The organism is Kamptonema sp. UHCC 0994 (assembly GCF_029167235.1).
Taxonomy (GTDB): Bacteria; Cyanobacteriota; Cyanobacteriia; order Cyanobacteriales; family Microcoleaceae; genus Kamptonema.
This window is the reverse complement of record NZ_JARFTR010000209.1, coordinates 20,714-30,565: the sequence shown is the minus strand read 5'-3', so window position 1 is coordinate 30,565 and position 9,852 is coordinate 20,714. Positions and strand designations below refer to the sequence as shown.

The 9,852-nt window shown below is 42.1% G+C and carries 5 protein-coding genes, 1 pseudogene and 1 CRISPR repeat array; all 6 genes and pseudogenes read right to left on the bottom strand.

The annotated features are described in order from the left end of the window. Positions 1–33 precede the first annotated feature (33 nt). Positions 34–936: a M48 family metallopeptidase gene (locus PY364_RS19150; RefSeq protein ID WP_275524877.1), complete on the bottom strand. Its 903-nt coding sequence runs from the start codon at positions 934–936 to the stop codon at positions 34–36. A 132-nt stretch (positions 937–1,068) separates the two neighbouring features. Further along, positions 1,069–2,601: a CRISPR direct-repeat array (repeat unit 37 nt; unit sequence GTTTCAATCCCTGATAGGGATTTAGTTTAATTGCGGC). Between the two features lie 288 nt (positions 2,602–2,889). Next, positions 2,890–4,311, bottom strand: a complete 1,422-nt coding sequence (locus tag PY364_RS19145; RefSeq protein WP_275524876.1) for an NADP-dependent isocitrate dehydrogenase — start codon at positions 4,309–4,311, stop codon at positions 2,890–2,892. Positions 4,312–4,520: 209 nt separating this feature from the next. Further along, positions 4,521–4,742 (bottom strand): annotated as a pseudogene (locus tag PY364_RS19140) (hypothetical protein); the annotation flags it as partial. Positions 4,743–4,953: 211 nt separating this feature from the next. After that, positions 4,954–5,556: a DedA family protein gene (locus tag PY364_RS19135; RefSeq protein ID WP_275524874.1), complete on the bottom strand. Its 603-nt coding sequence runs from the start codon at positions 5,554–5,556 to the stop codon at positions 4,954–4,956. A gap of 243 nt (positions 5,557–5,799) precedes the next feature. Beyond that, positions 5,800–7,077, bottom strand: a complete 1,278-nt coding sequence (gene ahcY, locus PY364_RS19130) for an adenosylhomocysteinase (RefSeq protein WP_275524881.1) — start codon at positions 7,075–7,077, stop codon at positions 5,800–5,802. A gap of 58 nt (positions 7,078–7,135) precedes the next feature. Continuing rightward, positions 7,136–9,589, bottom strand: coding sequence for an NACHT domain-containing protein (locus tag PY364_RS19125; protein ID WP_275524872.1), 2,454 nt, complete (start codon positions 9,587–9,589; stop codon positions 7,136–7,138). Positions 9,590–9,852 lie beyond the last annotated feature (263 nt).

Genomic DNA, 9,852 nt, shown 5'->3' with positions numbered 1-9,852 from the left:
GTAAAGATACCGCCCAGAGGGCGGCGTTACGTATTATAGTTTTGAGATAAAATCCCAATCTGAAGGGTTGGGTTCTGGATCTGGATCTTCGGTTTTTTGTGGTAATTTACCCGTATCGAGTAAGGATTGATATTCTCCTGAATCAACCCATTTCAAGAGTTCTGCCATCCGCATTACCGACCAGGAAAGACGAAATTCCATGAAGCTAAATACTTTAGTAATTTGATCTAAATTATCGAGGTTTGTCGTCATAAATTCACGGGCTTGATCTTCAAAATCATTAATTGTATCATCTGTTAAATATTCTTCTGGTAATCCTGCTAATTTCATTAGAGTTGTAATTGCTACTTCCAGGTTTTGACAGGCTAATAAAGCAGAACGGTCAGCGGTAAATTTGGACATCACAATCCAGTTAAGAAGAGCAAGTTCTAATCCATTTGATGCAATTGCACCTAGTCCGAAGGTTGTACTAGCAATCAATCCTTTAATGGTAGGCATGACATAGGCCATTTGTTGATAGGTCATATATTTGCCTTTGATGCGAATAAGTTCGTGTCCAAAGGCAAAGCATAGTTCTTCATTTGTCAACCATTCCATTGCTTCTAAGTTAACACCAATTGTCGGTTTTTCTACGCCGAAGGCATAGGTGTTAATCTGTCCTCTGCCGGGGGAAAGATATAGTTCTGGTAAGGGGTTAACGTCTAAGATTTGGCAGGTTTCAACGAAGGGATTGTAGAGTTTAGGAAAGTTTCTAGGCGTTACTTTAAATTCACTTCCCAAGGTTTGCATTCTGAGGATGCGTTCTATGCCATATTCGTTGACTTTTTTCATTAGAAATGATAGTCCGGGCATTTTTTCGAGGGATGCTAGGGCTTTGCGGTCGAAGGGATGTTGATAGATTTCGGGATTGATTCTGATGAAGCGTTTGTCGGTCATTGATTTGGCTGTGGGTTGGCGATGGCTGTTATGGATTTTATCAGATTGCGGAGGTTTGTAATATTGATATTTGATAGTAAAAAATGCTTGATGATGATAATTATTTTTTTTAAAGTACCGCGCACTTCAACAGTTTCAATCCCTGATAGGGATTTAGTTTAATTGCGGCAGTAAGCCTTGTATCTTTACTTTCCGAAAAGGGGTTAAGTTTCAATCCCTGATAGGGATTTAGTTTAATTGCGGCTAAGAGAGCATTGCTCCGGTGGAACTGGCTTAATATGTTTCAATCCCTGATAGGGATTTAGTTTAATTGCGGCTGATGATGAATCGGGTATTGGTGGTTTGAAATCTTTGCTTGGGTTTCAATCCCTGATAGGGATTTAGTTTAATTGCGGCCTACCAGCCTCTCGACAGGCAACTCCACCGCTACATTAGCAGTTTCAATCCCTGATAGGGATTTAGTTTAATTGCGGCAGATTTTATATGGGGGTTGCTTGTACCGGATTTCGTGTTTCAATCCCTGATAGGGATTTAGTTTAATTGCGGCCCAACACCCCGGCAATAAGCCCAAAAATATCATCACAAGTTTGTTTCAATCCCTGATAGGGATTTAGTTTAATTGCGGCCTTGGAATGGCTCAGCTTGCGGCTTGCGAGATGTCATGTTTCAATCCCTGATAGGGATTTAGTTTAATTGCGGCTCGCTTTGATGAGATATTCTTTGTAGACTTGCCAGTTTCAATCCCTGATAGGGATTTAGTTTAATTGCGGCTTTACTGGTTAACTCAACCACATCTGTCTTTAGATTGTTTCAATCCCTGATAGGGATTTAGTTTAATTGCGGCTCAATCCCGAATATGAATGATAGGAGCTGCGATCAATTGTTTCAATCCCTGATAGGGATTTAGTTTAATTGCGGCAATTACCACTTGCTTCGCCGGCATTGCCAGGTCCCGAAGTTTCAATCCCTGATAGGGATTTAGTTTAATTGCGGCATTTGTAGCGATCGCGTAAGGAGCCGATGTACTCCTGTTTCAATCCCTGATAGGGATTTAGTTTAATTGCGGCATTCGGCTAAAGATTTTATTTTGGATTCGGTTTTGTTTCAATCCCTGATAGGGATTTAGTTTAATTGCGGCTCCCGCCGCACCGCAGAAGAGTCGCTAGACGAACTACCGTTTCAATCCCTGATAGGGATTTAGTTTAATTGCGGCAAAAGATTATGAAGCCAATCACGGCAAAAAATGACGTTTCAATCCCTGATAGGGATTTAGTTTAATTGCGGCGAGGCTAAGCAGGCTATCCCACAATCAGCCAAAATGAAGTTTCAATCCCTGATAGGGATTTAGTTTAATTGCGGCTTACCTAGCAATAAGAATCCAGCCGCACCTTGCTGTACGTTTCAATCCCTGATAGGGATTTAGTTTAATTGCGGCGATAATGTTGTAGAACCGTTTTGTTCAAGGCGGTTGGTTTCAATCCCTGATAGGGATTTAGTTTAATTGCGGCCCACTGCTCAAGACTTTGTTTTTTAAGCTCGTTTTGTTGATGTTTCAATCCCTGATAGGGATTTAGTTTAATTGCGGCCAATGAACGCGGCGACCCTGACCACATTTCAGAATATGAGCAGTTTCAATCCCTGATAGGGATTTAGTTTAATTGCGGCTGCCGATTTCTGAAAGCCTTACTATATTTAGTTTTCAAGGTGCGGTTTCGGGAACCTGATCTAAAAGTATCATTCCAGCCATCGACTTGTCAATACCCTCCTGCGATCTTTTCCTCAAATCCTTACCATGTAAAGGTTCCAGCCATTGCGGGAATCGTTTTTTTAGGTAAGGGGCATCAAACCCTTACAGCAGTTGCATTACAGCCGAAAAATTTGATACCCCAAAATTTACACCTACAGATTCCCGCAAACTAGGCAAAAATATACTCCTGCCTTAACAGTCAACAGTTAACCAAAATGCTTAATAATCGCATCTGCAAACTCCGAACACTTCAACTCAGGCACAGGCGGTTCCATCATTCGCGCCAAATCATAAGTCACTTCACCTTTAGAAATAGCGGCCGCCAAACCCTTCTTAATCAAATCGGCCGCCTCCTGCCAACCGAGATATTCTAACATCATCACCCCCGACAAAATCAGCGAACCAGGATTAACTTTATCTAAACCCGCGTGTTTAGGTGCAGTCCCGTGAGTCGCCTCAAAAACTGCACATTCATCCCCAATATTCGCCCCCGGCCCCATACCTAAACCGCCGACAATTGCGGCCGCCGCATCCGATAAATAATCACCATTCAAATTCATCGTTGCCAGAATTGAATACTCCGCCGGCCGCGTTTGAATCTGTTGGAAAATACTATCAGCAATCCGGTCATTGACCATGATTTTTTCCTTCCATTTCCCATCGCCATGACTTTCCCAAATCGCTGAGAGAACTTCCTCAACATCTTTGCAAATCTTGGCTTGTTTTTCAGGAGTTAAAGCATCATATCCCGGCTCAATTTTGCGGGCATTATCTTCTAAACTAATCTCAGGATTGTGTTCCTTATTACTCAGAATCCAAGACTCCATCTCGGTCACGCACTCATTACGAAACTCACTCTTTACCAATTCGTAACCCCAGTCACGAAAAGCACCTTCAGTGTATTTCATAATATTGCCTTTATGCACCAAAGTTACTTGTTGCTTAGCTTTTGGCAACCGTAAAGCGTGTTTAATTGCCCGACGAATTAACCGCTGAGAACCTTTTTTGCTAATCGGTTTAATCCCAATTCCTGAATCCAGAGGAATTTGTTTTTTCCCATGTTCAGGCGTAGCTGGAATCAACTCATTATTCAGAAAAGCAATTAACTTATTAGCGATTTCGCTGCCTTCTTTCCACTCAATCCCTAGGTAAATATCCTCTGTATTTTCCCGGTAAATAATCACATCTAGCAACTCAGGAGTTTTGTGCGGTGAAGGAGTTCCGGGATAATATTTACAAGGACGAATGCAGGCATAAAGGTCAAAAATTTGCCGCAAAGCTACGTTTAACGAACGAATTCCGCCTCCAATAGGTGTTGTCAATGGCCCTTTAATTGCGACCCCGTATTCTTTAATTGCGTCGAGGCTATCTTGGGGCAAATATTGGTAAGTGCCGTACTGTTCGCAAGCTTCGTCACCTACATAAATTTTGAACCAGTTGATTTTTCGTTTACCGCTGTATGCTGTTTCTACCGCAGCATCCATGACTTTCTGAGAAGCAGGCCAAAGGTCAACACCCGTTCCGTCGCCGCGAATGAAGGGAATAATCGGGTCATCAGGGACGATGGGTTCACCATCTTTGAATGTAATTTTAGAACCAGTTGTAGGGGCTGTAATTTTTTCGTACATACTTATAAAGTGTGGACAACAATGTTTTCTATTTTGTCACGATTTTGGAACTAGATATCAACAAAACTCACGTAACGCCGCCCTCTGGGCGGTAAAGATACCGCCCAGAGGGCGGCGTTACAAACAGTAGCGTAGATAGCAGAAATATTTTCTTAGTTACTTATCAAACTATCATCGCTTTGGGAAGCATGACCAAATCTTGATTGATATTATTCCGATATCGTGGCAGACATCGTAGTTTCTATACCATGTTTAAGAGTTGCCTGCACCCACCGTAACCACTCTATATCAGATATTCCATAGAAGGTAGGATCGTAAGAACATCTTAAGTCATCGGCCAGAACATCACTCAATTGAGATCGATCCAAATTCATTTCTAGCAACAATGAAATCTCATCTATTACCTGTTTAACTATTCTTGGTTTTCCATCATTTAAGTAATTGTCATCATTGCTTTGCTAGTGTGTGACCTCCAGCCAACTCATGTGCTGTAAGTCCTCCCCCTGGAACTAAATTGTTGAAGTTAGTCACTACTGATTTTGGGTCGATGATTTTGGTAATTATTCAGATTATTTCACGCCTTAGCAACAATTTTTTTGGTCATTATCAATCAGGTCGTATCACTAAATCTTCCCTCTCCCTTCACTCTTTCCGCATATTCTTCCTCACTACCCAAATCACAAACCAAATAATCAGAGAAAGCACTACAATCTTAGAAACAGGCCCCAAGTATTCATCGACTAAATCATAGTGATCTGCTAATTTGTATCCCATAAAAGTGAGAAAACTTACCCACAAAGTAGTGCCCAGAGTTGAGTAGATTAAAAATGGGACTATCGGCATATTATTAATGCCAGCAGGCAGCGATATTAAAGTACGAACTCCTGGTACAAGGCGGCATAAAAATACAGCTTTGGTGCCATGACGCTTAAACCATCTATCAGCTTTGTCGATATCACGACCGGATACTGTAATCCATTTACCGTATTTATCAGCCAGATTTCGCAGACGTTCTTCGCCTAAGATTTTACCTCCATAGTACCAGGGTAAAGCCCCCAAGACAGTACCAATTACTCCAGCCGCGATCGCAGGTGAAAACTGCATATCTCCTTTCGCGATCGTGAATCCCGCAAATGGCATAATTAATTCCGAGGGAATGGGCGGAAAAAGATTTTCTAGAAACATCAATAGTCCAATTCCTAGATAACCCAGGGATTGCATTGTATTAATTATCCACTCAGACATTTTTTTTAGTTAATTGTTAGTGGTTAGTGGTTAGTTGTTGGTTGTTGGTTGGTAATTGGTAATTGCTAATGGCTAATAGCTAATAGCTAATCGTGGCTAATTGGTATCGCAGTAAGGTGGGCGCTGAATGGACGATATTTCTCGTAATTAAATAAGATGATAGCAACGCCCACCCTACAAGAATTTGTCCTGCACTAACTACTAACTACTAACCATTAGCCATTAGCCATTAGCCATTAGCCATTATGTTCCCGAAGTCCAAGAGTTCATGTACTCAATTTGTGAAGCAGTCAGGGTATCAATATTAATGCCCATTGCTTGCAACTTCAGCCGTGCAATTTCCTTGTCAACATCAACAGGGATAGAATGAAGACCTGGTTCCAATTTGCCCTTATTCTTGACAAGATATTCGCAAGCTAAAGCTTGGTTAGCAAAGCTCATATCCATCACTGCACTGGGGTGTCCTTCCGCAGCAGCTAAGTTAATTAAACGTCCTTCACCGAGTACGATTACTGACTTGCCACTCTTAAGGCGATACTCTTGAGTGAAAGGTCGTACAGTCCGCACTTCAGTAGCTTTTTCACCTAAAACTTTGAGGTCAATTTCAATGTCAAAGTGGCCGGAATTACAAACCATTGCGCCGTCTTTCATTACGTCGAAATGTTCGCTGCGAATGATATGTTTATTGCCGGTTACTGTGATAAATAAATCTCCCACAGGTGCGGCTTCATCCATCGGCATGACGCGGAAACCGTCCATGACAGCTTCGATCGCGCGAATCGGATCGATTTCAGTAACGATCACATTTCCACCCATACCGCGAGCCCGGAGTGCAGTACCTTTACCACACCAGCCGTAACCTGCAACTACAATGTTTTTGCCGGCTAAGAGCACGTTGGTAGCGCGAATGATGCCATCTAAGGTAGATTGGCCGGTGCCGTAGCGGTTGTCAAAGAAGTGCTTGGTGTCCGCGTCGTTGACGTTCATCGCGGGGAAGGTGAGCACGCCGTCTCTGAACATGGCCCGCAGGCGAACGATCCCGGTGGTGGTTTCTTCGGTGGTGCCGATCAGGTCGGAAATTTGGTTTTGACGGTGTTGGATCAGGCTAGCAACTACGTCGCTGCCATCGTCGATGATGATGTTGGGGCGGTGATCGAGGGCAATATTAACGTGGCGTTCGTAGGTGGCTGCGTCTTCGCCTTTAAGGGCAAATACTGGTATGCCATAGTCGGCTACAAGGCTTGCTGCTACGTCATCTTGGGTGCTCAGTGGGTTACTGGCAATTAGTACAGCATCGGCTCCACCGGCTTTGAGGGCGATCGCTAAGTGGGCAGTTTCGGTGGTAACGTGACAGCAAGCCGCCAAGCGGATGCCAGCAAAGGGTTTTTCTTTGGCAAAACGGTCTCTAATTTGCCCCAAAACGGGCATTTCCCGGCCGGCCCACTCGATGCGCTGTTTTCCCAAGGGGGCAAGGGACAAGTCTTTGACTTCGTGCTTTAACTGGACAACTGTTGCCGTCATGTGATTTTTCAGAAAACATTCAATTTTTAACCAGGTTAACACAGTTAACGGTTAACAGTTAACGGTTAACCGCTAACATCCGATGCTCAATCGCTTCCCAAGTTGCGGGATTGATTTCTCCGGCTGCGCGATCGCACTGCACCATTAGACAATTAGCATACAAGTAATTGCCAAGTGCTTCTCTTTCTGTGGCTGTTAGATTAACAATTTCTGGGCTAATATTAAATGTTTTCAACCATGTTTTGCGGAGACAATCGCGAAACTTTCGATGTACTTCTAAGGGTTCATTATTCCCCGGTACATTTACTTGTAGTGCTTCTAATTCGGCAATAAATTGGTTCCCTTCTTTAGAAATTTGGAGTTTTTCATACTCGCGGGCGAGGATACAAACGAGGGCTAAATCGCGAGTACGATCTAAAGCTAAATCGCGGTTAGTATCTAAGGCAAAATTAAAATCTACATCCAGAAAACGACCGCGAACTTTAACTACTGTCCCCGCTAATTCGCGGGTAAGTTCGTCAGCAAAGATGCGGGTACGAGCTAATCCGAGTGTACCAGTTATGGTGCTAGCGAGGATACGGGCGCGGGCTAAAGTCAAGCCAATATCAAGTCCCAGCATATGAGCTAGGTAACTGGCGAAAATGCGATCGCGACTCATTGTGAGCATGAAATCGCGGCTGAAGGTGAAATCACCCGCAGTCTCTAAAGGCAATTCATAAGTTGTTCCTACACCCTCACTTCCATCCTGTGTATAGCCAAAATCACCGCCGCTAATTAAAAGCGCAGTAGCGCGTTTAGCCGCAGGTTTAATATTTCCCTCAGAATCGGCGGTGATTTGATTTGCCCAGGTTAATAAGGCTTCTAATTTGGGAGTATTAATATATTTTTGTGCTTCTGTTTCTATTAGCAATAGCAATTTTTCGGCTTTGCTACCCATCATCTCTGCTAATGATAAAAATACTGGTTGCCAGCGCTCGTCTTTAAGGCGATCTGTAACTAATTTCTGTATCTTACTATTTTTAGAAATAGGACATAGACACTCACTATCATTTTCTGTCATGGCGATAGTAGTTAAGCCATCTCCTTGAGACTGAGTTTGCAGAGGAAATCTGCTTTTATCTTTCAATAAAAAGTAATCTCCGGGTAAAATATATTGTGCAGTTAAATACTCTTGTATTGTGGGGTGAAAAAATGCCAATAAATTAGGCTTTTCGCTAACTAATATTCCCGGCTTTACAATAGCGTCTAAGACTAGATTTGCATCTAAACTTGATTGCCTCTTCAAGTTGCGACCCACACAATCTTTGACTTTCTCTACAAGTATTCGCCTCTCAAATAAAAGCTTGTTCGACTCAAAACCTGTGAAGGCAATCTCTGAAAATAAGTTACTAACTTCCTCTAAAATCATGGATTTTTCCCGAGCGTTTAGCTGAAGGCGAGGATCGGACAATCCAGATTCTAGCAATATCTGCCAAACTTGCTCATAAAGAGCTTGCCGACTTTTGGGAAAGTTTTTGTCCCGCTCGTAAACTAGACATAGTAAAGATAAAGATAAAGTATTTATGCTTAATTCTTTTGCCTTTAAATTTTCAGGCTTTTGCAGAGCTTCCCAGCAAGCTAGAGCATTAAAATTCAACGTTTCTCCGTCGGAGTGAAACCAATTACAAAGAAACCGCTCTAACTGATTTTCATCAAAAGGGGAAATTAAAACATTCACAAATCCAGTTAAATTATGGCGATATAAATCAGTCCTACAGGAAATAATAAAACGATTTTTAGGATATTTATTAACAAAGCTTTTAATTTGCAATATCACATTTTTAAATTGATTTTCTGGTACTTCATTTAAACCGTCCAGCAAAATCAGTAATTTACCTTTACCTAATGCTTTTGCTGTCAACTGCTCTGGGAAGGGAAAGTTGCTACTAGCAAAGTCTTCTAAGATAATCTTTTCTAGGTTTACCTTTCTAGTGCTTACTTCTTTAAGGTCTATGAAAACAGGAATATATGTAGAATTGCCGATTTTTCCTAGTTTTTTACCCTTGAGCGCTTCTAGTGCTATCTGCCGCAAGAAGATGGATTTTCCTGCTCCCGGTTCGCCTAAAACCATTAGATATTGATTTTGGTTTGCGGCTTCGATTCCCTCTAGTTTATCATTATAAATAAACTGCCAGCGGCGCACTTCACTCTGACTATAGATAGTCTCCAATTTTTCGAGGGATTCGCAGCGGTTAATATCAGATTCGAGCCAAACTTGAATGGGTATATAAACTGATTCTAATGGGATTGGTTCGGACTTTCCTAAAATTCTCAAAATGCCATAGCGTTTGATATATTTGCAAACATATTCTTCCGCAGCCTGATTTATAGATTTTTTAGTTCTTGCTTTTAGAGTTTGGCCGACTAGGGCTAAATTACCAAAGAGTTTACCTCTGTTGTCTAAAAGTGTTTCGCTGGCAATATTGACTATATTGGTTGTGGCACTGGCGATTAAGGGTTCAAATCCGAGCATGGGTTGCGGATGAGTTAATTAAAACATATATCTCTAGGTTAGCGTTTCCTTTGGCGGAATGTCATTATTTTAATTTTCAGGAGCTAGGAATATCGGTAATTCTATGTCTTCCTTGGTTGCTGATATTCTTGCTGACGTTTCTGTGCCCAAATAATTTTGGCGTTCTTGATTATCCGTAAATTCACTGATTAGGACTTACGCATTACTTACGTAACGCCGCCAACAGGCGCGGTGATTTGACCGCGCTTGTTGGCGGCGTTACC